The following is a 25,189-nucleotide window of genomic DNA, read 5'->3' as shown; positions in this document are numbered from 1 at the left end:
TCGGATCAAGTGCCGGCCGGGGTTGAACTCACGGGCGGGGTCGGCGTAGTGCTCGGCGGGGGGTCATCGGAAGAAGTCGGCGGCTTCGAGCTGGTCGTCTTCGTCGGCTTCGAACTGGTCGGCCGATCCGGCTCAGTCTGCGTCGCCTTGCTCGATGTCTTCTTCGACGAGGTCGTTTCCTTCGGCGGCTCGGCCGATTGCGTTTCCGTCGGCGTTTCCGTGGTCTCCGGAGCCGACGACGTCGCCGACGGGGACGGCTTCGTCGAGGACGAGTTCCCCACCTGTGCGGGTGCTTCCGGGTTGTTCGGGCTCAACAGCCAGAACCCCAGCGCGGCCAGCGCCACCACCACGACACCGCCGATGATCGCGGGCTTCTTCCACGCGCCCGGCTTTTCGTCGTCGTCCTCGTCCACCGGGCTGGTCTGCGCGCGGGTGGGCGGCGGCGGCGGGGGCGGGTCGTCGTAATCGTCGTCGTAGGGATCGTCGTCGTAGTCGCCCGCGGGGATCGGGACGGCGCGCGTCGGCGCGGGGCCGCCGCCGGGGTGGCCGCGTTCGGCCAGCAACGCCGTCTCGTCGTAGTTGTCGTACCCGTCGTAGTCGTCTTCCGGGTAGCCCGAGGCGGGCGGCTGGTGGTAGTCGTCCTCGTCGTCGTAGTACGACCCGGCCGCGTTCTGCTCGTCGAGGAGCGAGCCCGAGTGACCGGCGGCCTCGCTGTCGAGCGCCTGGGTCACGCCACCGCCGGCGAGCGCGCCCGCGATGGGGGCGGCGAGCACGGTGTCGTCCGTGGGGGCGCCCAACGGCGTTTCACCCCGCGCGACCGCGGCGAGGAGCTCTTCGCACTCTTCGGCGGTGGGGCGGTGCCGCACCTCCGGGTGCAGCAGCACGGCCAGCACGCTGGCGAGCGGGCCGGACTGGCGCGGCGGGATGATCTGCCCGGCCGCGACCGCGTGCAGCAGGCTCAGCGTGTTCTCGCTGAGGCCGAACGGCGGCTGGCCTTCGCAGGCCGCGTAGAGCGTCGAGCCGAGCGAGAAGACGTCGGACTCCGGGCCGGGGTCTCCGCCGATGGCCACCTCGGGCGCCAGATAGGCGGGGGTTCCGGCGATCATCCCGGTCTTCGTGACCGTGACGTCGTCCTTGGCCCGCGAGATGCCGAAGTCGGTGATCTTCACGGTGCCGTTGGGCGCCAGCAGGATGTTGCCCGGCTTGATGTCCCGGTGCACGATGCCGACCGCGTGCGCCTCGGTCAGCGCCGCCGCGACCTGCGCGCCGATCCGCGCGACCTCCGTCGGCGGCAGCGTCCGCTCCTCCTGCAGCACCTGGGCGAGGCTGGTGGAGTTCAGGTACTCCATGATCAGGCACGGCTGGCCGTTGTCGTCGGTGACGACGTCGAACACCGAGATGGCGTTCGGGTGGTGCAGTCTGGCGGCGATCCGGCCCTCGCGCATCGTGCGCTGACGGGCGTCTTCGGCGTCGTGAGCCTCAAGTCCTGGTTGCAGAAGCAACTGCTTGATCGCCACCGTGCGGCCGAGTACCTCGTCGTGCGCTTGCCACACGGCACCCATCGCGCCCGTGCCGATCCGCCCGGCGATGCGATATCGACCGGCGACCAGGCGACCCTCGTCGCTCACGCGACCTCCCTTTGGGCTCCGTCTTCACGACGCGGAATGGTCCGCGTGCGCGGTGCGGCCTTCGGCACGCCACAGCGTTGGAGCGTATGCACATGTAGTGGTCTGTGTGCCGGCTTTTCCGAGACCGACTCGTGACAAGGCTAGGCGCTCACTCTGCGCACACACACGCGGCACACTCTGATCGCCCTGGGTGGAGGACTGTTGCACGCGCGGTGTTAGTCACATGTGCTGCGCGGACAGCAGTCGCGCGTCGGTGATCAGGCCGGAGGTCTCGTCGGCGAATTCCAGCACCTGCGTGACCCGCAGCAGGCCGCCGTCCGGGTTGCGCATGGTCACGACGGCGAGGATGGCGCCGTCGGCCTGTTCCCGGATGTCCTGGATCTGGATGGCGTCCATGGCGCTCCACGCCTCGATCAGCTTGCCTGCTTCGGACTCGGCCAGCACCGGCGTGATCAGCGACATCGCGCCGTACGGATCGGCGTCGACGGTCTGGTAGAACTTCCGGACCGCGTCGATCTTGTCCGCGGCGGTGCTGATCGCGGCGGGCTTGGCGGCAGGCTGCGAGCTGGCGCTGCTGGACGACGAACCCCGCGGCGGGAGCGAGCCCGAACCGGTGCCCGAAGACGGCTGAGGCGTCGTGCTGGTGCCCGACGTCTTCGGCGTCTCCTGCTTGCGCTCCGGCTCGGTGGAGTCCGGGACGGCGAGCCCGCCGAGCGCGGCGGCTCCGCTCATCACCTGGGGTGCGGCGGCACCCGGCACGGTGCCCTGCGGCTGCGCGCCCGCGAGCACGCCCGCGGTGACGACGGCGCCCGCGACCAGGAATCCGGCGGCGACCAGACCGGCCAGCTTGGCCCGCCGGGCGGCCCGGCTCTCCGGCTCGTCCACCTCGGGTTCGGGCTGCGGCGACCGCTCTTCGCGGGTGCGCGCGGGAACGAACTTCTGCGGCTCGCGGAAGACCTGCTCGAGGTACTCGCGGTCGACGCGGGTGTCGTTCAGGATCTCTTCCGGGATGACGTCCTCGACACGTACGGCATCCTCACGCCGTATGCGCTGTCGATCAAGCACGAAATTCCTCGCTCTGGTCCGGGGCAGGCGCTGGGCCGTTCGGCCGACGCCTCTGGTCCGCGCGGCCGTCTTCTGAACGGTGCGGACCCTGCAGTCGTCAGGTAACCCTGTGCGGACGGTCCACGGCCAGGCTCCATCGCCGGAATGCCGTCGCGATACGACGAACGGCAGCTTAGGTCACCCACCCGGACCAGGGGCGACCGCTCAGCGCACCGCACGTGCAGAGGAACAGGACACTTGCACGTGCGTGGTCGCCTACATGCCGTCGTCGACGATCTTGTCGTCGTCGCCGAAGGTGAAGGTGCGCTGCTCCATGGTCTTCGTTCCGTCTTTGTGCGTGACCTCGACGGTGTTGACCGTGACGCCGCGGCGCTGGTCGATGCTGACCTTCTTCACCTCGAAGTAGGCGACGTCGCGGTAGCGGTCCCGCAGGCCCTCCGCGCCTTCTTCGCGCAGGCCGCCGGAGGTCACCGAAGACGCCTCTTGGGGGTTCGTGGTGACCGAGTTGAGGAAGAGTTCGGTGTTGTCGCCCATCGCCTGCGCGTCCGGCTGCGACGCGTACCAGGGGGCCGGGGTCGTGGTGCGGTTGGCCGGGACGACCGGTGGCTTCTGCGGCCGGTCGCTCGACGGCGGCGCGGGCCGTCCGGACGGCGCCGGCCCGCTAGAGTCGGGCCGCGACGAGCCGGTCCCGGCGGTTTCACTGTCCGAGCTGGTGCCGGAGTTGGCGGAGCTGCGGTCGTCCCTGGTGGAGGACTCGGTCTCGGATTCGGACGGGTTGCCCGCCGCGCCGCCCTGCGGTGGCGTGGCCGGAAGGCCGGCGAGACCGTCCTGGGTCAGCGGGCTGCCCCCGCGGTATCCGGGCCAGCCGCCCTGGCTCTGCTGCTCCGGGAGGGGTTTGCCGACCAGGTACGAACCGGCGAAGAGCAGGCCGACCACGACCAGCGCGGACGCCGCCGCCGCGAACCAGGCGGCCTTGCGCCAGGTCTTGGGCGGCGTCACCGAAGCGGGCACCGTACCGAGGTCGAAGGTGCTCAGACCGTCGACCGGCGGGGCGAGGTAGACGCGGACGTCGTCGTTGTCGTCGACTTCCACCGGCTCGGGGCGGCGGGGAGCGGGGGCGGTCAGCGTCACCTTCGTGCGCTGGGCGGCCTTCGCGCGCCGTTCCTCGACGGGAGGGACGGGGTCGGTGAATGAGACCTCTACGCGGGCCGGGCGGGCTGTGTGCTCTACGGGGACCTCACGAGCGGGCTGGGGGAGCGGCAGACGGCCGCTCGATGGGGCGTAGCCGGGGCTCGGCGCCCTCCTGTCCCGCGGTGGCGGAAGGGGAAGGGAACCGGTGGAGGGCGGGGCGAACTCGCGGTGGGCGTGATGCCCGTGCCCGGTGGGTCGCTGCCGCCGCGGCGGCACGGAAGGAGTCCAGCCTTCGGTACCGCCCGCCCGGTGGCGGCCCGCTTGCGTGGCGCCGTTCCGTCCCTGGTGTTCCGCCCAGCCGTTCATGTCCGAGCGACCCCCTCACAGGCCGGCCCTGACGGCGATGTGACACCGGTTAAGCCGAACGGAGCAGCGGCTTCACGGGATCCCTCGCTTGCAGACTCCCAAGCAGTCTCGTGAGCAAATGCACGCGCATACGACTGGGGGCGCGCGGGGCCATCGCCCCCGCGCGCCATACGGGCATCGCCCGACCCAGACGCAAGGGTCCACACGAGGACCACACTAAAAGTTCGACACCCGCAAGTCTTCACCCACTCTGCAAGTTGCAGATGTTTCACTCGGTCGGGCGCGGCCGAACGGGCCTCGGTGACGTTACGGAGTGCAATCGGCGCTGGTGAAGCCGTTCAGTTGCCGCTGCGGTACTTCTGCTGGGTCGATTGCAGGGCTTTCGTGGCCGTGATCCCGCTACCCGCTGCAAGCAAAATGGCGATGACGTCGAGCGTCGTTCCCCCACTCGTGAGCAGCCAGGCGAAAAGGGACGCGGCCGTGGTACCCGCCGCGATCGGCCAGCGCGTCTTGACGTACTGGGCGATGGGGGTGCCGCCCGCGCGCTTACCCGCCGCGTTGTTCAGCATGGCGAGATAACCGAGATGGCCCAATGCCGCGAGGACACCGGCGATCGCGATGATCACGGCGATGAGGTTAATCATGTGTCCAGTTTGCCCTGTCCCTGGCCGTCGTGGCTCGGGGAACACCCTGAGTTTCGCCTCACGGCACGCAATCGTGACGCCCGCGCCTACCGCCCCAGCCTGCCTCGCCCGAGGTTGAGCAGCGCCATCGCCAGCTGCCGCCCCTCCGGCCCGAGTTCGCGGTAGCGCGCCAGCACGTCCATCTCGCGGTTGTAGACGATCCTGGTGCCGCCCGCGGCCATCCTGGCCGCGCCGATCGTCTTGGAGACCTCGACGCGGCGTTTGACCAGCCGCAGGATCTCGCCGTCGAGGAAGTCGATCTCCTTGCGGAGCTCACCGATCTCTTCGGCGGTGGCGGTGGGTTCTTCGGCGTCCGGCTTCTGTGTGGTGCTCATCGGGACCTCTCTTCGGTCCGGATTCCCTGCTGGCCCCCGGAACAGCGTAAAGCCCCGGGGTCCGTGGACTCCGGGGCTTCGGGTGATGGCATTTCGGCACTATGCGATCACGGGAGCCGGAGTCCGGGTCCCGTAAAAAAATCGCGTCACGTGCCGCATGCGCATCATTATGCCACAGCGAAACCCTCCTCCGGCTCGAAGCGGCGGCGCGCTCCGCGGACACGGGCGTGCACCAGGACGCTCATGGCCAGCCAGAACATCGGCATCGCAGGCCAGAAGAACGGCGTCCCCGAAGCCGTCCAGCGGACGATCAGCAGCACCGAAAGCACGACGGCGACCGCGAGATGGATCCGCACCGCCGGATGCCCGAAGGCGACCAGGCGCCGCTTCGGCACGGGTTTCGGCAGATCGGCCGTGAGCGCGGCGAGCTCGTCCGTGTACTTGGTGGAATACACAGTGCCGAGCCGCTCTTCCACTTCTTCGAGGGTGAGACGGCCTTCGCCGCCGGCGGCCTGGATGAGCGAGACGACCCGCTCCCGGTCGGTGTCGGCCGCCCTGAGCCGGGAGGGAATTCCGTTGGTGTCCATGGCATCCGATCCTCCGCCGCGAACACCGCTCGCGCGTCGGACGGCAGGCGGCAACACCGCCTACGCCCGGCGCTGTAGCGTGGACCGGCGATGAACACCCTCTTCGATCTCCCAGCGGACGGTCCGGCCAAGCCTCGGCACTCGGACCTGCTCGACGACCTGAACCCGGCACAGCGCGAGGCCGTGACCCATGCGGGCTCGCCGCTGCTGGTCGTCGCGGGCGCGGGCTCCGGCAAGACCCGGGTGCTGACCAGGCGGATCGCGTATCTGCTGGCCGAACGGGACGTGCATCCCGGCCAGATCATGGCGATCACGTTCACCAACAAGGCGGCCGCGGAGATGCGAGAGCGGGTGAGCGACCTCGTCGGCCGCCGCGCGAACGCCATGTGGGTGTCGACGTTCCACTCCATGTGCGTGCGGATCCTGCGGCGTGAGGCCAAAACGCTGGAGATGTCGTCGAGTTTCTCGATCTACGACTCGGACGACACGAAGCGGCTCATCACCCTCGTCGCCCGGGATCTCGACATCGACCCGAAGAAGTACGCCGCGCGCACGCTGGCCGTGCACATCTCGAACCTCAAGAACGAACTGATCGATCCGGAGACGGCGGTCGCCGACGCGGGCAACGACCTCGAACGCCGCGTCGCCGAGGTCTACGTCGAGTACCAGCGGCGGCTGAACCAGGCCAACGCGTTCGACTTCGACGACCTCATCATGCGGACGGTCGAACTCCTGCAGCGGTACCCGGACGTCGCCGAGTACTACCGGCGGCGGTTCCGGCACGTGCTGGTCGACGAGTACCAGGACACGAACCACGCGCAGTACACGCTGGTCCGCGAGCTGGTGGGCACCGAGGCGAACGAGGCCGGGATCGAGCCCGCCGAGCTGTGCGTCGTGGGTGACGCCGACCAGTCGATCTACGCCTTCCGCGGCGCGACGATCCGCAACATCGAGGAATTCGAACGCGACTTCCCGAACGCGCGGACCGTGCTGCTGGAGCAGAACTACCGCTCGACCCAGACGATCCTGAACGCGGCGAACGCGGTCATCGCGCGAAACCCGAACAGGCGCGCGAAGCGGCTGTGGACCGATTCCGGTGACGGCGAGAAGATCGTCGGCTACGTCGCGGACAACGAGCACGACGAAGCGGCGTTCGTCGCGGGCGAGATCGACGCGCTGGCGGACAAGGGCGAAGCGGACTACTCCGACGTCGCCGTCTTCTACCGCACCAACAACCAGTCCCGTGTCTTCGAAGAGATCTTCATCCGCCTCGGCCTGCCGTACAAGGTCGTCGGCGGGGTGCGGTTCTACGAACGGCGCGAGGTCCGGGACATGCTCGCGTACCTGAGGGTGCTGGCGAACCCGGAGGACACCGTCAGCCTGCGCCGCATCCTCAACGTCCCCAAACGAGGCATCGGCGACCGCGCCGAAGCGGTCATCGCGACGTACGCCGAGCGCGAGCGCATCTCGTTCGCGCAGGCGTTGCGCGGTGCCGTCAATGGCGAGGTGCCGTTGCTGAACCCGCGCTCCGCCAAGGCGATCACCGGTTTCGTCGAGCTGATGGACGAGCTCGGCGAGGTCGTCCAGGGCGGCGCGGAAGTCGCCGACATCCTCGAAGCGGTCCTGGAGCGCACGGGCTATCGCGCGGAACTCGAGGAGTCCGAAGACCCGCAGGACGCGTCGCGGGTGGAGAACCTGACGGAACTCGTCACCGTCGCGCGGGAGTTCACCGAATTCACCACCGAGGTCGCCGGTCCGGACGGCGAACTCCCCGAAATCGACACCGCGGACCCCGGTGTGCCGGAGCCGGGCTCGCTGCCCGCGTTCCTGGAGCGGGTGTCGCTGGTGGCGGACGCGGATTCGGTCCCGTCGCCCGACGGCGGAGACGACGCTGACGGGCATGACGCGGGTGTGGTCACGCTGATGACCGTGCACACGGCGAAGGGCCTGGAGTACCCGGTCGTCTTCGGAACGGGCTGGGAAGACGGGATCTTCCCGCATATGCGCGCGCTCGGTGACCCGACCGAACTCGCCGAAGAGCGCCGGCTCGCCTACGTCGCGATCACGCGGGCGAGGAAGAGGCTGTACGTCTCCCGTTCGATGGTGCGCTCCGCTTGGGGCCAGCCGCAGATGAACCCGGCCTCGCGGTTCCTCGACGAGCTGCCCGCCGATCTGGTCGATTGGCGCAGGCTCGCGCCTTCCTCTTCTTCCGGCGGCTTCGGTTCGTCGGGTGGATCGCCGCGTGCCGCGACGACGTGGGGGAGCCGTGGCGGTGGCTCGTCGCCTTCGAGGTCGGCGAGCACGAGCCCGTTCGGCAAGGGCTGGAAGGACACCGTCGCGCTCAAACTGGACGTCGGCGACAGGGTCAGCCACGACAAGTACGGACTCGGGACCGTCGTCGCCTGCGACGGCGCGGGCCCCCGGGCCACGGCGACGATCGACTTCGGCGCCGCCGGCAAGGTCCGGCTGATGCTCATCGGCAGCGTCCCGATGGTCAAACTCTAGCCCTGACCTGCGGTTTCTTCGCCGCTCGCGAAAATTGTCGGACCCCTCCCGTATACCTGTGCCATCGAACACGAGTTCGATGCGCTGGGGTAGGCTGGAAGAGCCGGTGTGCCCCGTTCAGGAGGAGGGGGCGCAGCGGTGTGGACGGGGTCTTGTTTGGGGTTCTCTCGAGTGGGGTACTCGAGTACTTGCGGGGTGTTGAAGAAGGGGCGGGGACGGATCGGGGTCCGGAACCGCCGGAAGTGCTCAGGCTGGTCGCGGCCTGGCGCGCGTTACTGCGGACGCACGAACCGGACGGGGCCGGACGGTGCGTCGTATGCGGTCACGCGCGGCGATGGCTGTTCGGGCCGCGGCCAGCCGGGTGCCGGACTCGTTCCCGGGGACTTTTCGCCGGATGGCGGCCGATCGAACGGCGCCCGGCCGGTCTCTGCACCGTCTGGCAGATCGCCGTGGGGTACTTCGTCAGGAAGCGGGCCGACGGCGTCGCGTGAGGGCTTTGAGGGCCTCGAAGACCACATGTGCTCCGGGCCGGACGGCCTACGACGCTTCCCCGTGTGCTCGAAGCCGATGGCTTCAAAGCGGGAAGCGGAGGCGTGGAAGGCGCGCCAGAGCGTCGTTGCCCGGCGCGCCCTCATCGCGGGCGTAGCCACCGGAGTGGTGAAACGGTGTGGTGAAAGGAAAGCCGAGGCTCGATCAGCCGACGTTCACGCCACGGGCGGCGAGCCACGGGCGCGGGTCGATCTTCTTCGTGCCGTTCTGCCAGACCTCGAAGTGCAGGTGCGGGCCGGTGCTCTGACCACGGTTGCCGACCTCGGCGATCTCCTCGCCGCACTTGACCTTCTGGCCTTCGCGGACGGAGAACGAGTTCATGTGGCCGTAGACGTGGATGGTGCCGTCGGCGAGCTGGACCTTGACCCAGAGGCCGAAACCGCTGGCCGGGCCGGCTTCGATGACCGTGCCGTCGGAGGCCGCGACGATCGGCGTGCCGATCGGGGCCGCGATGTCGATGCCGAGGTGGCTCGTGCCCCACCGGGCGCCGAAGCCCGAGGTGAAGGTGCCCTTGGCGGGCATGCAGGTCTTGGGACGCTTGGCCTCTTCTTCGGCCTTGCGGGCCGCTTCGGCCTCACGCTTGACCCGGGCCTGGGTGATGCTGTTGTTCTCCGAGAGCTTCTGGGCTTCGGCGGAGGCGTTCGTCGACTGGCTCGTCGGCAGCAGCTCGGGTGCGCCACCACCGGCTCCGCCACCGAGGGCGAACGAGGCGCTCGCGTCCTGAGTGCTGGCCAGCGGCGTGACGGCGGCGTCGGAGGATTCCGAAACGGACTTCAGGGTCTGCCCGGCAGCGGCGGCCGCGAAGGCGCCGGCAGCGACGGCTGCGACCACGACACGACCGCGAAGAGCGGAGGACGGGGGCGACAGGCGGTGCGAGCCCCGGACGCGGACGACCGCACCATCCAGTGCGTTCTCGAGCGCCGGGGAAGGAGCTTGGCCGCCGGGGGAGCGGTGTGAAGCCAAGACGGGGCCTTCCATGTTCGGGGAGTCGGATCAAGAGCCCGGGCGGGGGATCCCGGTGAAGAACCTCGGGGGTGGTTCGTTCGGTGCTCTCATTCGTGATCTGACTGTAATGGGGACCCCGGGACAGTAACGAAGCGGCACCCCGATCAGCAAGATCTGGCGGCGCTCTCGGCCGATCGGGCGACGGTGATCTGGCCGTTGTCCAGTGAAAATTACCCAAAGTTAGAGGAGGTTTACTCGCAACCATGTGACTTGCGTTACAAGATCAGAGGGCTGTTCGGGCGTATCGGAGGGCCGAAAAGAAGGCAAACGAGGGAAATAAGCGGTTGCCCGACGGTGTTGAAGGAGGTCTACCCGGACTGGGCGGACTTATGCGCCTGTGTCGTCAGGGGCCGCCGGGGGCAGGAAAACCGCGAACCGGACCTAGCGGACGGCGTCCAGGCCTCTTCAGTGGCCTGGCCCAGCGCCGGTGAGACCTGCGGCGCGCCCTGCTGCCGGGCCATGCCCACTACGGCTTGCTAGCGTCGCCGTCGATGACTTCGCGCTCACGGCACCCTGGCGATTCCGCCGGGCAAGCCGTCCCCGGTACCGCGTCCGCCGAACTTCTCCGGAGCGAACCGGGCCCCCGCCCGCGAGCGCTCCTGCTGTCGGCGGGGCTGGTGTCGGCCGGTGCGGTAGCGCTGGCCGCCGGCGCGCTGCTGCCCGTCATCCAGGGCGGTTCGCCCGGTTTCATCGCCGCTCCGCTACTGGTCGTGCTGGCCTTGGCGCCCGCGGCGGCCGTGCTCTACGCGCTGGCCACCGGACGCTCAGGGCTCGCGGCTGGGCTGGTCCTCGGGCTCACCGCGCTCGCGCCCGGACGGCTGCTGCTGGATCTGCAGCTGCTCGCCGACGGCTCCCTCGCCGCGCGCCCGGAACTGTTCCTCGCCGACAGGCTGCTCGCGCTGCCTCCGGCGGGACCGGGGCTGTGGCCGCTGGTGGCGGGCCATCTGCTCACGCTCGCGGCCGGCGCGTTCGCCGCCGGGGCCGCCCGCGACGAGGCGGAACTGGCGGGCGAGCTCGACGGACGGCGCCGCTGGCGGCTGCTCGGGCCAGTGCTCGGTGTGGCGGGCGGGGTCGGCCTGCTCCTCGCGCCGTTCGGTTCGGGCAACGCGTACCTGCTGGCCAAGAACGCCTTCGAGGGCCCGACCGTCGCGATGGCCGGATACCTGTTGCTCGCGGCCTTGCTGCCGCTGACCGCGCTCGTGGCGGTGAGTTCGCCCTCGGCCGAGGTCGGCAAGGGCGGATTCGCCGGAGCGGGGCTGGCCGCGCTCGCGGTCGGTGTCCCGCCCGTGATCGCGGGACTGGTCGTGGACCGGCTTTCGGTCGCGCCGGGTTCGGTGGTCGTGACCGTCGCGGGCATGGCGCTGGTGGGGCTGGCCTTCACCCGGTTCGACGTCACGGAAACGCGCGAGGCCGTCACCGGGGACATGGCGGGCGAGGCCAAGCTGCCGGGGCTGTTCTGGTGGCGGCTGGCCACCGGCGGTCTGGCTCTGCTCGCCGCCGCGGCCGCGGCGGCGGGTGCGCTGGCCCCGGTGCTGAAGGCCAATGGTCCGACGCCGGTACCCGAGACACCGGCGCGCTGGCTGCTGCTCGGCGCCGCGGTCGTGCTCGCCGTGCCCGCGCTGTTCGTCTTCGTGCCGCGGCTCTCGGCGTTCGCCAGGGGAGTCGTCGCGGCCACGTGGGCGGGTGTCGTCCTCGCGGGCGCGGCGGTGCTGAGCGCGGCCCTGTCCGTGACCGAGGACAAGGCGGTGGACCCGGCGCTGTTCGGCGTCGACCTGCCGTTGCCGGACAAGGTCGGCTTTTCGGCGGGCCCCGGCGTCACGTGGACGTTCGTCGCGCTCGTGCTGGCGGCCGTGGCCGCCCTCGCCGCGGTGATCACCGGCGTCGTGGAGCGCGACGTCTCCGACGATGACGACAACGCGGAACTGGACACCGGCCTCGACGGAACGCGGGCCGGCGGGAATGTGCTCACCCCGCTCGTCGCGGCGGCGATACTGGCGATCGCCGCGTTCGGCTCGCCGGTGTTCACCGCGCCCGGCTACACCGCTCCCGGGCTGTGGTCGGACTTCGGCGCGGCGTCGTGGGGCCTGCTCGGCGCGCTCGCGGTCGTCCTCGGCCTGTACGCGCTCGTTCCGCGCTCCCGGCCGGCCGCGGCGGCTTCCGCCTTGGCCGGGGCCGCGCTGGTGCTCGGCCTGCGCGCGGCGGAACTCCCACTGGTCGGCTCGGAGTACGACGGCTCGTCGGCCGGGATCGGGTTCTGGCTCGCGCTGGGCGGTGCCGCCGTCACCCTCGTCACGGCCGGGATGGCCGTCGCGGGCGCACGGCGGGCCGGATGACGCGCCGTCTTCTTCGCGTCGTGTTGGCCGAGTTCGACGTCGAGGAAGGCGCGGCGGTCGCTCTCGGACGGTTGCTGCGTGATGACGGCGTCGAGGTCGTCTATGCCGGGCGCCTCGACACGGTCGACCAAATGGCCAGGACGGTCGAACAGGAGGATCCCGACATCCTCGGCGTCCTGTGCGGCGCGAGCGAACCGGAGGGGCTGGCCGACGCCGTCCCCGGCGTTCTTCTCTTCGCGGTCGGTAACGGCCCGAGCGGGTTCGAGAACGCCTTCGAAAGCCTGGAAGACGCGGCGAACTGGGTCTCCGGTGTGCGGTCTCACACCGTGGAAACACCGTCTGACCGCGTACGGTGACCGACTTCACCAGGTGCGGAGTCCCCTGCTTCTGCGCAGGTCGCTAACCTCGACTGGTCCGACAGCGCGGTCCGGCAACGGACCACCACAGTGGCGTGTCGTCAGGAGACTGGAGTAGTGGACCTCTACGAGTACCAGGCGAGGGATCTCTTCGCCGCCCACGGAGTACCGGTTCTGCCGGGTGCCGTGGCAAACACCCCCGAAGAAGCCAAGGCCACCGCCGAGAAGATCGGCAACCAGGTCGTCATCAAGGCCCAGGTCAAGACCGGCGGCCGCGGCAAGGCGGGCGGCGTCAAGCTGGCCCAGACGCCGGATGAGGCCGCCGAGAAGGCCGAGGCGATCCTCGGCCTGGACATCAAGGGCCACATCACGCGTCGCGTGCTGGTGGCCGAAGCCTCGGACATTTCCGAGGAGTACTACTTCTCCTTCCTGCTGGACCGTGCGAACCGCACCTTCCTCGCGATGGCTTCCGCCGAAGGCGGCGTGGAGATCGAGCAGCTGGCCGTCGAGCGTCCCGAAGCGCTCGCGAAGATCCCGGTCGACGCGATCGCCGGTGTCGACAAGGCGAAGGCCGTCGAGATCCTGACCGCGGGCAAGTTCCCGGAGAAGATCGTCGACGAGGCCGCCGACGTCGTCGTGAAGCTCTGGGAGACCTTCGTCTCCGAGGACGCCACGCTGGTCGAGGTCAACCCGCTGGTTCGTGACCCGCAGGACAAGATCATCGCCCTCGACGGCAAGGTCACCCTCGACGAGAACGCCTCGTTCCGTCAGCCGGGCCACGAGGCCCTGGTCGACAAGGACGCGGAGAACCCGCTCGAGGCGAAGGCCAAGGCCAAGGACCTCAACTACGTCAAGCTCGACGGCGAGGTCGGCATCATCGGCAACGGCGCGGGCCTCGTGATGTCCACGCTGGACGTCGTGGCGTACGCGGGCGAGAAGCACGGTGGCGTCAAGCCCGCCAACTTCCTCGACATCGGCGGCGGCGCTTCGGCCGAGGTCATGGCGGCCGGTCTGGACGTCATCCTCAACGACACCGACGTGAAGAGCGTCTTCGTCAACGTCTTCGGTGGCATCACCGCTTGCGACGCGGTCGCGAACGGCATCGTCGAAGCGCTGAAGATCCTGGGCGACGAGGCCACCAAGCCGCTCGTCGTGCGGCTGGACGGCAACAACGTCGTCGAGGGACGTCAGATCCTTGCCGACGCGAACCACCCGCTCGTCACCGTGGTGGACACAATGGACAACGCGGCCGACAAGGCCGCCGAGCTCGCCGCGGCAGGTGCGTGAGATGTCGATCTTCATCAACGAGAACAGCAAGGTCATCGTCCAGGGGCTCACCGGCTCCGAGGGCATGAAGCACGCGACCAAGATGCTGAAGTCCGGCACGAACATCGTGGGTGGCGTCAACGCCCGCAAGGCCGGCCAGACCGTCTCCATCGAGGGCAAGGACCTCACCGTGTTCGGCACGGTCGAGGAGGCCATCAAGGAGACCGGCGCCGACGTTTCGGTCATCTTCGTGCCGCCGAAGTTCGCCAAGGACGCGGTCATCGAGGCGATCGACGCCGAGATCCCGCTCGCCGTGGTGATCACCGAGGGCATCCCGGTGCACGACTCGGCCTACTTCTGGGCGCACGCGGTCGCGACCGGCAACAAGACCCGCATCATCGGGCCGAACTGCCCCGGCGTGATCAGCCCCGGCAAGTCGAACGCGGGCATCATCCCGGCCGACATCACCGGTGCCGGCCCGATCGGTCTCGTGTCGAAGTCGGGCACGCTGACCTACCAGATGATGTACGAGCTGCGTGACATCGGTTTCTCGACCGGTGTCGGCATCGGCGGAGACCCGGTCATCGGCACGACGCACATCGACGCCCTCGAGGCGTTCGAGGCCGACCCCGAGACCAAGGTCATCGTGATGATCGGCGAGATCGGTGGCGACGCCGAAGAGCGTGCCGCGGCCTACATCAAGGACAACGTGACGAAGCCGGTCGTCGGCTACGTCGCGGGCTTCACCGCGCCCGAGGGCAAGACGATGGGCCACGCCGGCGCCATCGTCTCCGGCTCCTCCGGCACGGCGGCCGCCAAGAAGGAGGCCCTCGAGGCCGCCGGCGTCAAGGTCGGGAAGACCCCGAGCGAGACCGCCGTCCTGGCGCGCGAGCTGTACAACAGCCTCTGATCTTCGGAGACTGACGCTTTCCCCGGCGGGCCGGGCACCTTCACCGGTGCCCGGCCCGCCTCTTTGCGTCCGGATCGCGATTAGCCCGCTAAACGCACGTCGGTGCGGACCTGCGTTTAGCCCCCTAATCGCGATCCGGACGTCGCCGAGGGGTTCCGCACGGAACCTGACCGGGTGTAGAGACGTCTCAGAGCCCGAGGCGTGGGGTGACCGCGTGTGCGCTAGCGTTCGAGCATCACAGCCGCCTCGTTTGTCCCGGGAGTTCCGCGCGCCCCGGGGTGCCGGTCGAACGACAGGAGAGCATTCGGATGTCCTATCCCAGCGGTGGGCCCGGCTACCCCCAGCAGGGTGGCGGCCAGCAACACCCCAACCCCGGCTCGGGAGCCTTTCCGCAGCAGCAGGCGCCGTCACCGGCGACTCCGCTGAACCTGGCGTTGCTGCTCGCGCTCGCCGTCACGGTCCTCGGGCTGGTGCAGTTCTTCATCGGTTTCTCCGACGAGGCCGACGCCGCCGGGCAGGTCTCGCTCTTCCTCCTGATCAGCGGTCTGCTCGCGGCCTTGCACGCGCTGCCGCGTGGCCCGAAGACGCTGCCGTTCGCCGCGCTGTTCAGCGTCATCGGCGCGTTCGGGGCACTGGACCTGGTCATCGGTTACGGGAGCGGCCGTGAGGACATCTCGGTCCCCGGCATCCTCACCGTGGTCCTGATCCTCGGCATCCTGCAGATGCTGGTCGCGGTCGCCGCGCTGCTGTTCGAGCACGACGTCATCAAGCTGCCCGCCGCGAAGCCGCAGCAGCAGGCGCCGCAGGCCCCCTACAGCCAGCAGTTCCCGCAGCAGGGCCCGCAGGGTCCGTTCGGCCAGCAGGCTCAGCAGGGCCCGGCCGCCACGCAGGTCCAGCCGTTCCCCGGTTCGGGCCAGCAGGGGCCGCAGCAGGGTGAGCAGTCCGGCCCGTTCTCGCAGCCGGGCGGGTTCCAGCCGCCGGTCACGCAGCCGCCGGGCCAGCAGGCCACGACGTACGCGCCGCAGCAGGGCCAGTTCTTCCAGCAGCCGCCGTCCTCCTCGTCGGAGTCGGGCCAGAACCCGGGCACGCCGCCCGGTGGTTTCGGCAAGCAGAGCTGACCTCTCGCACGAAAAAACACCCGCTGTGACTCTCCGTGTCACAGCGGGTGTTTTTCTTTTCCGGGTTACCCGACCGGGTGGGTTGGGCCACGTGCGAAGACGGGGGGCGGCGTGCCTCACCCGGACGGCCCAGTCCGGATGTCATGGTGCGGTTCATGAAGCTGCTCACCCGCGACGAACGCCCGCCGGGCGAAGAGCCGGTGAGCGACCTCGTCCCCGAGCTGGAGGTCTCCAGGGCGAAGCGGGTTCGTGTGTTGCTCGCGGCGGCCTGCGCGCCCCTGTTGTTCTCCTTCACCGCCATCGCGGCCGTTCTCGCGATGGTTTCGTTCGCCGCCGACCGGTCCCGGTTCTCCGCCACCGGCTCCCTGCTCGCCGCCGGCCCCGGCTGGCTCGCCTCGTGGCAGGTGGAGCTCGACCTCGGCGGTCATCCGCTCGGCGTGCTGCCGCTGCTCCCGACGCTCGTCGTCGGCTGGCTCGTGGCGCGGGCGGCCGCGCGCGCCGCCAGGAGGGGCGGCGGCCGGACCCCGGCGGACGCCATTCCGGTAGTGACGGTGATCGCCGGCGCCCATGCCCTGTTCGGTGTGCTCGTCGCCCTGCTGGCGGGCGGATCGCCGATCGACGTGAACCCACTGACCGCCTTCTGCGTGCCGGGCCTCCTCGCCGGACTCGCCGCCATCGCGGGAGTCGCCAGGGTCTGCGGGCTTCCGGCCGCGGTGCGGGACCGGTTCGACCCGGTGGCCGTCCAGGGCCTGCGGGCGGGTGCGCTCGGCCTCGCCGCGTTGATCGCCTGTGGTGCCGTGGTGTTCACCGCGGCCACCGCGCTCTCGTGGTCCACTGTGGACAGTCTGTTCGGGCCGGGACTCGGGGCGAGCTTCGGCCTGTTCGTGCTTTCCGTCGCCTATCTGCCGAACGCGGTCGTCGCCGCGCTGTCGTTCACCACCGGGCCGGGTTTCTCGGTCGGTTCGCTGACGGTCGGGATGTTCGGCTACCAAGAAGGGCAGCTGCCGGGGGTGCCGGTGCTGGCGGGGGTCCCGTCGCACCATGCCGTCTGGTGGCCCGCGTTGCTGCTCCTGCCCGCGCTGGTCGGCGCGCTGGTCGGCTGGCGGATCCGCGCGATCGACGAGGATCCGATGCTGCGGATGCGGGCGGTCGCCGTCGCCGGCGCGCTCGTCGCGTTCGGCTGCGTCATCCTCGGGACCCTTGCCGGTGGCAGGCTGGGAGACGGGCCGTTCGATCCGGTCAGCGTGCCGGTCGGGGTCGCGTCGGTGATCGCCTTCTGCTGGATCGTCGTCCCCGGCGGATTCGTCGCGTTCTTCGCCGGAGCGCACGAGGCCCCAGAACCACCGGGTGAACCCGAGGTCGAAGACATCGCCGAAGCCGGCGAAGAACCCGTCGAGTCCGAATCCGAAGAACCGGCGGAGGAACCCGAAGCCGAGCTCGACGAGGAATTCGACGACGAAGCCGAAGAGGAACTCGCCAGGGAACTGGGCGAGGACCTCGACGAGACCCCGGCGGAACCAGCGGTCGAGCCGGAGCCCGAGCCCGAAGGTGCCGTCGACGACGCTGTGACCGAATCCACCGAGGGGTCCGGCGACGAAAGCGCCCCCGGCGACGACCGTTAGGGTTGTCGCGACCAGGTGAAGCGCTGTACGCCCGAGTGCGTACCGCCGTGGCAAGGAGCCCGTTCTGGCTAGTCGGTTGGACCTGCCCACTCCGGTGAAGCTCGTCGTCCTCGCGTCCGGTTCCGGCACGCTGCTGCAAGCCGTGCTGGACGCGGTCGAAAAGCCGAACTTCCCGGCGAAGGTGGTCGCCGTCGGAGCGGACCGCGCCGGGATCGAGGCGCTCACCCGGGCCGAACGCGCCGGCGTGCCGTCGTTCGCCGTGCGGATGGCCGACCACCCCGACCGTGCGGCGTGGGACAAAGCGATCACCGAAGCCGTCGCCGCCTATCAGCCGGACCTGGTCGTCTCGGCCGGGTTCATGAAGATCCTCGGCGCCGAATTCCTCGAGCGGTTCCCCGGCCGCGTCATCAACACACATCCGGCGTTGCTGCCGTCGTTCCCCGGCGCGCACGCCGTGGCCGACGCGCTGGCGATGGCCGTCAAGGTCACCGGGTCGACGGTCCATTTCGTCGACGCCGGAGTCGACACCGGGCCGATCATCGCGCAGGAGCCGGTGATCGTGGAGCCCGACGACGACGAGCACGTCCTGCACGAGCGGATCAAGGCCGTGGAACGCAGGCTCCTGGTGGAAACGATCGAAAAGCTCGGCCGGAGCGGGTGCGCGGTCGAGGGACGAAAGGTGAGGTTTTCGTGAGTACCGCACAGGGACAGCGTCCCGTCCGGCGCGCGCTGATCGGCGTCTCCGACAAGGCCGGCCTGCTCGAACTCGCCACCGGGCTGCATGCGGCGGGTGTCGAGATCGTGTCGACCGGTGGCACGGCGAAGGTCATCGCGAACGCCGGGGTGCCGGTGACGCCGGTCGAAGAGGTCACCGGGTTCCCGGAGTCCCTCGACGGCCGGGTCAAGACGCTGCACCCGCGCGTGCACGCGGGCCTGCTCGCCGACCGTGATCGTCCGGAGCACGTCGAGCAGCTCAAGCAGCTCGACATCGCGCCGTTCGACCTGCTCGTGGTCAACCTGTACCCGTTCACGCAGACCGTCGCTTCGGGCGCGAGCCCTGAAGACTGTGTCGAGAACATCGACATCGGCGGTCCGGCGATGGTGCGCGCCGCGGCGAAGAACCACAACAGCGTCGCCGTCGTGGTCGACCCCGCCCGTTACGAGTGGGTGCTGGAGCGTGTCGCCGCGGGCGGTTTCGAGCTGGCCGACCGCAAGCGGCTCGCCGCGCAGGCCTACGCGCACACGGCGGCGTACGACACCGCCGTCGCCGCGTGGTTCGCGAACGTCTACGCGCCCGCGGACGACTCCGGTTTCCCGGACTTCACCGGTGCTTCCTGGGAGCGCGGCGACGTGCTGCGCTACGGCGAGAACCCGCACCAGAAGGCCGCGCTGTACAAGCACTGGCGGCCGGGCCTCGCGCACGCGGAACAGCTGCACGGCAAGGCCATGTCGTACAACAACTACGTCGACACCGACGCCGCGCGCCGTGCCGCCTACGACTTCGAGGCCCCGGCCGTCGCGATCATCAAGCACGCCAACCCGTGCGGGATCGCGGTCGGCGAGGACATCGCCGAGGCGCACCGGAAGGCGCACGCGTGCGACCCCGTTTCGGCCTACGGCGGGGTGATCGCGACCAACCGGCCGGTGAGCCGCGAGGCCGCCGAGCAGATCTCCGAGGTGTTCACCGAGGTCGTCCTGGCGCCGGACTTCGACGCCGAGGCGCTGGAGATCCTTCAGCGCAAGAAGAACGTGCGGCTGCTGAAGCTGCCCGCGATCACGTCGCCGGATCCGATCGAGTTCCGGCCGATCTCCGGCGGCATGCTGGTGCAGACCGTCGACACGATCGCCGCCGAGGGCGACGACCCGGCGAACTGGACCCTGGCCACCGGCGCGCCCGCCGACGAGCGGACGCTGGCCGACCTCGAGTTCGCGTGGCGTTCGCTGCGCGCGGTGAAGTCGAACGCGATCCTGCTGGCGAACGACGGCGCGACCGTCGGCGTCGGCATGGGCCAGGTCAACCGGGTCGACTCCTCGCGGCTCGCGGTGTCGCGTGCGGGCGACCGTGCGAAGGGCTCCGTCGCTGCTTCGGACGCCTTCTTCCCGTTCCCGGACGGGCTCGAGGTCCTGCTGGAGGCCGGCGTCCGCGCCGTCGTCCAGCCGGGGGGCTCGATCCGCGACGCCGAGGTCATCGCCGCCGCCGAGGCCGCCGGGGTCACCCTGTACCTCACCGGCACGCGCCACTTCGCCCACTGACGCCGACCTGCGTTTAGCGGGCTAATCGCGATCCGGGCCCGGACCTGCGTTTAGCCCCCTAATCGCGATCCGGGGCGACCGCGGACGGGACCACGGCATTCCTCTGGTGCCCGGTCCCGGCCGTCGTGCCATGCTGGCCGCGGATCGCGGTTAGCCCGCGAAACGCAGGTCCGGGCGCGCGTCGCCTTTAGCGGGCTAAACGCGACGCGGACGTAGGCGAATCGGTAGGGGAGGATCGGTGCACCAGCCGCCGCAGGGGTACGGCCAGGGGCCGGGTCACGGCCCGCCACCTGGGCAGGGTTACGGGCAGCAGCCGGGTTACGGCCCGCCTCAGCCCGGCTACGGTCCGCCGCCCGGGTATGGCCCGCCCGGCTACGGGCCGCCACCCAAGAAGAAAAAGACCGGGCTGATCGTCGGCCTGATCGTGGGCGGCGTGGTCCTTCTCGGGCTGGGCATCCCAGGCGGCATCTTCGCGTCGGAGTACTACTCGTCGGTCGGCAAGGCGCCGGTCTCGCAGCAGCCGCCCGCCGAGTGCACGCTCTCGCCGGAGCTCCTGAGCAAGACGTTCACCAACAGCTTCCAGGGCGTCCGGGACAACGAGATCAAGGCGGGCGACATCGTCACCAAGCAGCAGGGCTGTTCCTGGCTGCCGCCGGAGAGCGACAACGTCCACGACCGCGCCCTCCAGATCACGGTGTACCGCTACGAGGGGCCGAACGCCGAGAAGCGCGCCTCGGAGTCGTCCCCCGGGTCGGCCGCGCCGTCCGAGCGTCAACAGCAGGTGCAGGGCATCGGGGAGAAGGCGGTTCTCGTCTCCCTCGACACCGACAGCGCCTTCAGCGGCGCTGAGCTCCGGGTCACCCAGGGCGTGTACGTCGTCATCGTCACCTACAAGGGATGGGACAAAGGGTTCTTCACGAACTCGCCGATTCCGCCCGCGGAGTCCGCCGAAGTGGCGAAGTCCGTGGGCGCGGAGCTCGTGAAGAACCTGCCCCGCTAGGCGTACAGGTCGTTCAGCCAGGCCGTCCACGCCTTCTCGGCCTCGCCCGCGTCGGCGTCTTCGGCGAACAGGTGGTGCCCGATGCCGACAGGCCAGCCCCAGGCGTTCCGGCCGTAGAAGCGGTACAGCGCGTCTTCGGTTCGGACGCCGATGAAGGCCGGTGTCAGATAGTCGACGACGCCCTCGACGCCGGGGATGTCGAGGTACACCCGGTCACCCGCGGCCTTCGCGCCTATCGCCGCCCGCACGGCCTCGAACGCCTCCGGGGCCTTCGACACTTCGGGCGCGTCGGTCTTGAAGTACTTCGCCGGACGCCGGTTGAAGTGCGTCAGGTATTCGCCCAGCGAGTGGTGGTAGAACGACGTGTGCTGACGGCACGCGTCGTATTCGACGTCCCAATCGTCGAGGACGGTGGTGTGCTCGTAGCGCAGGTACGTGCCCCCGTCCCTCGGTTCGAGGACGTATTCGAGCGTGTTGAACCAGCCGCTCTCGTCTTCCGCGTAGGTGACGAAGCGCTGTGACGGCTTCCAGACGGTGACCATGCCGCCGTCGGGGGTGAGGCCGGACTCGGCGCCGCCGTCCCGGGGTTCGTACTGGATCGGCCAGAGCCAGCCGCCGCTGCCCGTGGTGATCGCGGCCCAGGTGTCGGCGGGTGTGGTGGGGAGGAAGCCCTCGAAGCGGACCTCGGATTCCTTCGCCATTTCTGTCCCTCTCTCGTCAGCCCTTTACAAGAGCGACGCCTGGCCAGGGGCGCTTTCGACAACCGGATCGCGTTTAGCCCGCTAAAGTCGATGTGACACAGGTCACATTCTGGAGTGTCGAAGTGCACCGGGCGGCGGCGTCCCTGGGGTGTCCGCGAAGACGGCGACCCGAGGAGAGCGACATGCAGCAGAACACGATCGACGAGATCCTGAACCGCCCGCTCAGCCAGGAACTCCTGGCCCGTGACCTGGCGCGGCTGGCCTACACCGCGCTCGACGGCACGCCGCGGTCCATTCCGATCGGCATCCACTGGAACGGCGAGGAGATCGTCATGTGCACCCCGACGAACGCCCAGAAGCTGCCGGCATTGCGCCGCAACCCCGCCGTCGCGCTGACGATCGACACCGAATCGCACCCGCCGAAGATCCTGCTCCTCCGTGGCACCGTCGAACTGGACTACGTCGACGGCATCCCCGACGAGTACCTGCAGTGGAGCGGTACCTACGAGATGACGCCCGAGCAGCGGGTCGAGTGGGAGGAAAACGTGCGGTCGCTCTACGACGGCATGGTCCGCGTCGTGATGACCCCGACCTGGGTCAAGCTCATCGACTTCGAGACCACCCTGCCTTCCGCCGTCGAAGAGCTCATCCGCCGGAAGAGTGCCTGACATGACCCTCAAGAAGCTGGAAGGCGATCCACGGACGGAGTTCGTTCTGGCCGTCTACGACCAGCTGTCCTAGGGCGGGAACCGGGCTGATCTGGCTCACCCGCGTCGGGACGCCGGCAGGACGTGGACGGCCGCCCGTCGTCACGCTGCACCCGATCGGCGACACGAGCGGACCTACGGCGATCGTGTCGATTCCCTCCGGCGGCTGTTCGCGCATCAGGGAGGCCAGTGCCGGCACACCGCCGCGGAGGAACTGACGGCGTCGCGGGTGTTGCGAGGCCGGGCGCCGGCCGGGAGTTCCGCACCCCCGTTCCGGCACCGCTTCCTCGCTAGGGCCGATCGCGGAACCGGTCCGTCGCCGCCAGCAACGCGGCCAGGATGCCGGGTTCGTCGTACACGTGCCCGGCGTCCGGCACGATCACCAGTTCCGACTCCGGCCATGCCTTGTGCAGGTCCCACGCGGAAACCGCGGGCGTGGCGAGGTCGTACCGCCCCTGCACGATCACGCCGGGTATGTCCTTCAACACGGTGGCCTCCCGGATCAGCTGTCCTTCCTCGAGCCACCCGTTGTTCACGAAATAGTGGTTCTCGATGCGGGCGAACGCCAGCGCGTACTCCGGCACGGCGAAATCCGCCACCCGTTCGGGCTGGGGGAGCAGGGTGCCCGTCGCGCCCTCCCAAGTGCTCCACGCGACGGCGGCAGGCCCGTGCACCGCGGGGTCGGGGTCGGCGAGCAGCTTCGCGTACAACTCGACGGGATCGCCGTCGAGGCCGGCGATCGGCGCCGTGAACTTCTCCCACAGGTCCGGGAAGACGTTCGCCGCGCCACCCCGGTAGTACCAGTCCACTTCGGACGAACGCAGCGTGAAGACCCCGCGCAGCACCAGTTCCGCCACCCGTTCCGGGTGTTTTTCGGCGTACGCCAACGCCAGCGTCGACCCCCAGGATCCGCCGAACACCTGCCACCGCGGGATGTCCAGCGACTTCCGCAGGCGTTCCATGTCGTCGACGAGATGCCAGGTCGTGTTCGACGAAAGGTCTTCCGACTCCGACGCGTGCGGCAGCGACCGCCCGCACCCGCGCTGGTCGAACAGGACGATCCGATAGGCGGACGGGTCGAACAGCCGGCGGTGCGACGGTGAACAGCCGCCGCCGGGGCCGCCGTGCAGGAACACCACGGGCTTGCCGCCGGGGTTCCCGCATTCCTCCCAGTACACGAGGTTGCCGTCGCCGGTGTCCAGGTGGCCTGACGCGTGGGGCTCGATCTCCGGGTACATGTGCCTATTGTCGGGCACGCGGCGCGGTTCACGGCTCGCTGGACAACGGCGGTCCGGTCTCGTGAGTGGTAAGGACGGTTCTAACCGTCCTTACCACTCACGAGGCTTCATTCCCCGTGGTAGCGCAGGCCGGTGCGCTTCAGGACGACCCAGCGCTCACCGGGCCGGTCCGCCACGACCGGATACCACCGCGGCGCGACCGCGGCGGTCAGCTCTTCACCTCGTTCGATGAGGGAGCTCACCGCGGGTTCACCCACCACGATGAGCGCGGACCAGTCGACGTGCGCCAGCAGATTGTCCTCGGTGACGCCGAACCGTTCCTCCAGAACCGTGACCAGGTCGTGCCCGGTGTCCGGACCGGACTGGACTTCGCTGACGTCAGGCACTTCTTCGACTACGACGGCCTCGTCGTAGTCCTCGTAGTCTTCATCTTCTTCTTCGTCCTCGCGTTCTTCGGACCAGACGTGGTGATCGAGCCGCGAGATGCTGTTGCTCAGGTCGAAGGCCTGTTCGTCGGTCATGACCAGGGTCACGGTGTGGCCTTCGGTCAACGTGAACGTCAGTTCGGCCTCCGGGTGGCCACTGGTGCCGGGCTTCGCCTCGACCATGCCCGCCACGGTGCCCGCCAGCGCCGTGGGCGCCGGGCTCGTGCCCCAGTCCAGCGACGGCAGGTTCGCAGCCATCTCCAGCACGCACGTCGCGGCGGTCCAGAACGCGTCCTTGTCCTGGAAGTCCTTGCGGCTGCTGGTCAGGGTCCGCCCGCCGCCCAGCGGCTCGGTGCGGGCGTCCACCTGGCCCCGTCCGGTCCCGTTCTCCCAGATCGCGGTGACCGTGACCCGGTTGGCCAGGCGTTTGCGGTAGTTCTCGATATGGCCTTCCCTGGCGAGTTCCCAGCCGTTCACCGTCTCGGGCCAAGCGTCGTCCACTGCGGGTTTTCCTTTCTTGACACGGCGATTCCGGACATCGGACGTGACAGGTCCGGTGATCGTTCCGGCTCGCTTGACAACCGCTGCGCCACCCGGTCTACTGGAGGCATCGAACAAGCGTTCGATGTGCCGCCTTCCCCGTGGCACGCCGTCGCCGTCCACAAAGGACGGTCTAGGTGTCGTGGGGAGGCGAGGTCCGGTGACAGCGGAGGTGGTCGAGGCGCGGGCCTTGCCGTTGGCGAGGCTGGCGGCTTTGCCAGGAGTGAGCACGGCCAGTGGCGTGGCTTCCGCGGCCGAACACGCGAGGACGACGGGAAGGGTGCTCCCGGTGTCCCCGGCGTTGTCCGGTCTGCTGCCCGCCGCGGGGCTCCGGCGCGGGAGCACCGTTTCGGTGCTGGGGTCCACGTCATTGATGCTCACCCTGCTGGCCGCCGCGACCGCCGGCGGTGCGTGGGCGGTCGCGGTCGGCCTGCCCGCGCTCGGGGTGGTCGCCGCCGCGGAACTCGGGGTCGAGGTGGGCAGGCTGGCGCTGGTCCCCCGTCCCGGTGCCGAGTTCCCGGCGGTGACCGCGGCGCTGCTCGACGGTTTCGACCTCGTGGTCGTCGGGCCGGGGCTCGCCCGGCCCGAGGTGGCGAGAAGGTTGTCCGCCCGCGCGCGTAACCGTGGATCGGTGCTGCTTTCGCTGGGCTCCTGGCCCGGTGCTGAGGTCGAACTGAGCTGTCGTCGCACGCGATGGACGGGCTTCACCGGCGGTGGCGCGGGCCATCTGCGCACTCGTGAGGTGGAGGTGCGGGCGGGTGGCCGGGGTGCGGCCGCCCGGCCGATGTCGGCTTTGCTGCGGTTCCCCGGCCAGGGCGAGGTCGAGCGGGCGGACTTCCCCGCGACCAGGTGGGGGACGGCGTGAA

At 69.7% G+C, this 25,189-nt stretch carries 22 protein-coding genes; 12 read left to right on the top strand and 10 right to left on the bottom strand.

Features of this window, described 5'->3' with window-relative positions; all coding sequences use genetic code 11:
- Window positions 1-5: 5 nt before the first annotated feature.
- The 6 genes from BLW75_RS19925 to BLW75_RS19900 form a co-directional block, all read right to left on the bottom strand.
- A complete protein-coding gene (locus tag BLW75_RS19925; protein WP_034304447.1) occupies window positions 6-1,628 on the bottom strand; it encodes a serine/threonine-protein kinase in 1,623 nt (540 codons plus the stop codon).
- A 219-nt stretch (window positions 1,629-1,847) separates the two neighbouring features.
- Complete coding sequence (locus BLW75_RS19920; protein WP_034304449.1) at window positions 1,848-2,693, bottom strand: hypothetical protein; 846 nt, start codon at window positions 2,691-2,693, stop codon at window positions 1,848-1,850.
- Between the two features lie 255 nt (window positions 2,694-2,948).
- A complete protein-coding gene (locus tag BLW75_RS19915; RefSeq protein ID WP_034304450.1) occupies window positions 2,949-4,190 on the bottom strand; it encodes a hypothetical protein in 1,242 nt (413 codons plus the stop codon).
- A 338-nt stretch (window positions 4,191-4,528) separates the two neighbouring features.
- On the bottom strand, window positions 4,529-4,834 hold the full coding sequence (locus tag BLW75_RS19910) for a hypothetical protein (protein WP_034304453.1): 306 nt from the start codon (window positions 4,832-4,834) through the stop codon (window positions 4,529-4,531).
- Window positions 4,835-4,920: 86 nt separating this feature from the next.
- Complete coding sequence (locus tag BLW75_RS19905; RefSeq protein ID WP_034304455.1) at window positions 4,921-5,208, bottom strand: chorismate mutase; 288 nt, start codon at window positions 5,206-5,208, stop codon at window positions 4,921-4,923.
- A 167-nt stretch (window positions 5,209-5,375) separates the two neighbouring features.
- Window positions 5,376-5,795, bottom strand: coding sequence for a DUF1707 SHOCT-like domain-containing protein (locus BLW75_RS19900; protein ID WP_034304457.1), 420 nt, complete (start codon window positions 5,793-5,795; stop codon window positions 5,376-5,378).
- A gap of 90 nt (window positions 5,796-5,885) precedes the next feature.
- Between BLW75_RS19900 and pcrA the strand changes: the two genes are divergently transcribed.
- The gene (gene pcrA / locus BLW75_RS19895; RefSeq protein WP_034304460.1) at window positions 5,886-8,300 is read left to right on the top strand and encodes a DNA helicase PcrA; all 2,415 of its coding nucleotides are present in this window, start codon (window positions 5,886-5,888) and stop codon (window positions 8,298-8,300) included.
- Between the two features lie 693 nt (window positions 8,301-8,993).
- Here the strand turns inward: pcrA and BLW75_RS19885 are convergent.
- Window positions 8,994-9,680 carry a M23 family metallopeptidase gene (locus BLW75_RS19885; RefSeq protein WP_034304465.1) on the bottom strand — a complete coding sequence of 229 codons (687 nt, stop codon included), beginning with the start codon at window positions 9,678-9,680 and terminating at the stop codon, window positions 8,994-8,996.
- A gap of 665 nt (window positions 9,681-10,345) precedes the next feature.
- Between BLW75_RS19885 and BLW75_RS19880 the strand changes: the two genes are divergently transcribed.
- The 9 genes from BLW75_RS19880 (at window position 10,346) to BLW75_RS19840 (ending at window position 20,712) form a co-directional block, all read left to right on the top strand.
- A complete protein-coding gene (locus BLW75_RS19880) occupies window positions 10,346-12,187 on the top strand; it encodes a hypothetical protein (RefSeq protein WP_034304467.1) in 1,842 nt (613 codons plus the stop codon).
- Entirely contained in the window at window positions 12,184-12,543 is a 360-nt protein-coding gene (locus BLW75_RS19875; protein ID WP_034304470.1) for a hypothetical protein, read from the top strand. The genes BLW75_RS19880 and BLW75_RS19875 overlap by 4 nt, the downstream gene beginning before the upstream one ends.
- Window positions 12,544-12,660: 117 nt before the next feature.
- On the top strand, window positions 12,661-13,830 hold the full coding sequence (sucC, locus tag BLW75_RS19870; RefSeq protein ID WP_034304473.1) for an ADP-forming succinate--CoA ligase subunit beta: 1,170 nt from the start codon (window positions 12,661-12,663) through the stop codon (window positions 13,828-13,830).
- A 1-nt stretch (window position 13,831) separates the two neighbouring features.
- Window positions 13,832-14,719: a succinate--CoA ligase subunit alpha gene (gene sucD / locus BLW75_RS19865; protein ID WP_005165134.1), complete on the top strand. Its 888-nt coding sequence runs from the start codon at window positions 13,832-13,834 to the stop codon at window positions 14,717-14,719.
- 308 nt (window positions 14,720-15,027) lie between these two features.
- The gene (locus tag BLW75_RS19860; protein ID WP_034304478.1) at window positions 15,028-15,837 is read left to right on the top strand and encodes a DUF5336 domain-containing protein; all 810 of its coding nucleotides are present in this window, start codon (window positions 15,028-15,030) and stop codon (window positions 15,835-15,837) included.
- A gap of 143 nt (window positions 15,838-15,980) precedes the next feature.
- Window positions 15,981-17,459, top strand: a complete 1,479-nt coding sequence (locus BLW75_RS19855; protein ID WP_034304481.1) for a cell division protein PerM — start codon at window positions 15,981-15,983, stop codon at window positions 17,457-17,459.
- Between the two features lie 76 nt (window positions 17,460-17,535).
- On the top strand, window positions 17,536-18,153 hold the full coding sequence (gene purN / locus BLW75_RS19850) for a phosphoribosylglycinamide formyltransferase (RefSeq protein ID WP_034304483.1): 618 nt from the start codon (window positions 17,536-17,538) through the stop codon (window positions 18,151-18,153).
- Window positions 18,150-19,712 carry a bifunctional phosphoribosylaminoimidazolecarboxamide formyltransferase/IMP cyclohydrolase gene (purH, locus tag BLW75_RS19845; protein ID WP_034304485.1) on the top strand — a complete coding sequence of 521 codons (1,563 nt, stop codon included), beginning with the start codon at window positions 18,150-18,152 and terminating at the stop codon, window positions 19,710-19,712. Before purN ends, purH begins: the two co-directional genes overlap by 4 nt.
- A 238-nt stretch (window positions 19,713-19,950) precedes the next feature.
- Window positions 19,951-20,712 carry a hypothetical protein gene (locus BLW75_RS19840; RefSeq protein WP_034304487.1) on the top strand — a complete coding sequence of 254 codons (762 nt, stop codon included), beginning with the start codon at window positions 19,951-19,953 and terminating at the stop codon, window positions 20,710-20,712.
- Here BLW75_RS19840 and BLW75_RS19835 read toward each other — a convergent pair.
- On the bottom strand, window positions 20,709-21,413 hold the full coding sequence (locus tag BLW75_RS19835; protein WP_034304490.1) for an SRPBCC family protein: 705 nt from the start codon (window positions 21,411-21,413) through the stop codon (window positions 20,709-20,711). The two genes, BLW75_RS19840 and BLW75_RS19835, sit on opposite strands and share 4 nt — an antisense overlap.
- 182 nt (window positions 21,414-21,595) lie before the next feature.
- Between BLW75_RS19835 and BLW75_RS19830 the strand changes: the two genes are divergently transcribed.
- On the top strand, window positions 21,596-22,081 hold the full coding sequence (locus tag BLW75_RS19830) for a pyridoxamine 5'-phosphate oxidase family protein (RefSeq protein WP_034304493.1): 486 nt from the start codon (window positions 21,596-21,598) through the stop codon (window positions 22,079-22,081).
- A 329-nt stretch (window positions 22,082-22,410) separates the two neighbouring features.
- Here the strand turns inward: BLW75_RS19830 and pip are convergent, their stop codons facing one another.
- On the bottom strand, window positions 22,411-23,358 hold the full coding sequence (pip, locus tag BLW75_RS19825; RefSeq protein ID WP_034304495.1) for a prolyl aminopeptidase: 948 nt from the start codon (window positions 23,356-23,358) through the stop codon (window positions 22,411-22,413).
- Window positions 23,359-23,465: 107 nt separating this feature from the next.
- Window positions 23,466-24,284, bottom strand: coding sequence for a hypothetical protein (locus tag BLW75_RS19820; protein ID WP_034304497.1), 819 nt, complete (start codon window positions 24,282-24,284; stop codon window positions 23,466-23,468).
- A 229-nt stretch (window positions 24,285-24,513) separates the two neighbouring features.
- Here BLW75_RS19820 and BLW75_RS19815 point away from each other — a divergent pair, with 229 nt between their 5' ends.
- A complete protein-coding gene (locus BLW75_RS19815; protein ID WP_034305027.1) occupies window positions 24,514-25,188 on the top strand; it encodes a hypothetical protein in 675 nt (224 codons plus the stop codon).
- Window position 25,189: the final 1 nt, after the last annotated feature.

It is taken from the genome of Amycolatopsis lurida, assembly GCF_900105055.1.
Taxonomy (GTDB): Bacteria; Actinomycetota; Actinomycetes; order Mycobacteriales; family Pseudonocardiaceae; genus Amycolatopsis; species Amycolatopsis lurida.
This window is presented reverse-complemented; position numbering and strand designations above follow the sequence as displayed.

Coding starts and splice junctions, on each gene's coding strand:
- BLW75_RS19915 (WP_034304450.1), bottom strand. CDS start 4,190: ATGAACGGCTGGGCGGAACACCAGGGACGGAACGGCGCCACGCAAGCG.
- BLW75_RS19910 (WP_034304453.1), bottom strand. CDS start 4,834: ATGATTAACCTCATCGCCGTGATCATCGCGATCGCCGGTGTCCTCGCG.
- BLW75_RS19905 (WP_034304455.1), bottom strand. CDS start 5,208: ATGAGCACCACACAGAAGCCGGACGCCGAAGAACCCACCGCCACCGCC.
- BLW75_RS19900 (WP_034304457.1), bottom strand. CDS start 5,795: ATGGACACCAACGGAATTCCCTCCCGGCTCAGGGCGGCCGACACCGAC.
- pcrA (WP_034304460.1), top strand. CDS start 5,886: ATGAACACCCTCTTCGATCTCCCAGCGGACGGTCCGGCCAAGCCTCGG.
- BLW75_RS19880 (WP_034304467.1), top strand. CDS start 10,346: ATGACTTCGCGCTCACGGCACCCTGGCGATTCCGCCGGGCAAGCCGTC.
- BLW75_RS19875 (WP_034304470.1), top strand. CDS start 12,184: ATGACGCGCCGTCTTCTTCGCGTCGTGTTGGCCGAGTTCGACGTCGAG.
- sucD (WP_005165134.1), top strand. CDS start 13,832: ATGTCGATCTTCATCAACGAGAACAGCAAGGTCATCGTCCAGGGGCTC.
- BLW75_RS19860 (WP_034304478.1), top strand. CDS start 15,028: ATGTCCTATCCCAGCGGTGGGCCCGGCTACCCCCAGCAGGGTGGCGGC.
- BLW75_RS19855 (WP_034304481.1), top strand. CDS start 15,981: ATGGTGCGGTTCATGAAGCTGCTCACCCGCGACGAACGCCCGCCGGGC.
- BLW75_RS19835 (WP_034304490.1), bottom strand. CDS start 21,413: ATGGCGAAGGAATCCGAGGTCCGCTTCGAGGGCTTCCTCCCCACCACA.
- BLW75_RS19830 (WP_034304493.1), top strand. CDS start 21,596: ATGCAGCAGAACACGATCGACGAGATCCTGAACCGCCCGCTCAGCCAG.
- pip (WP_034304495.1), bottom strand. CDS start 23,358: ATGTACCCGGAGATCGAGCCCCACGCGTCAGGCCACCTGGACACCGGC.